1 pseudogene is annotated in these 228 nt (G+C 78.1%); it reads left to right on the top strand.

The features are described 5' to 3' along the window. A pseudogene (locus KVS67_RS13815) lies at positions 1–174 on the top strand (aminotransferase class III-fold pyridoxal phosphate-dependent enzyme); the annotation flags it as partial. Positions 175–228: the final 54 nt, after the last annotated feature.

The following is a 228-nucleotide window of genomic DNA, read 5'->3' as shown; positions in this document are numbered from 1 at the left end:
GCGACCGCCAAGGGCACCGCCGGCGGCCTGCCGCTCTCCGGCGCCACCGGCCGCGCCGAGGTGATGGACTCCGTGCACCCGGGCGGCCACGGGGGCACCTACGGCGGCAACCCCGTCGCCACGGCGGCGGCGCTCGCCGTGTTCGAGGCCGTCGAGGAGGGCGGTCTCCTGGGGTAGGCCCGCCGGGTCGAGCAGGGCATCCGCGAGCACTTCGCGCAGAACGCCGAC

It is taken from the genome of Micrococcus sp. GbtcB5 (genome assembly GCF_019091605.1).
GTDB classification, from domain to species: Bacteria; Actinomycetota; Actinomycetes; order Actinomycetales; family Micrococcaceae; genus Micrococcus; species Micrococcus luteus.
This window is presented reverse-complemented; position numbering and strand designations above follow the sequence as displayed.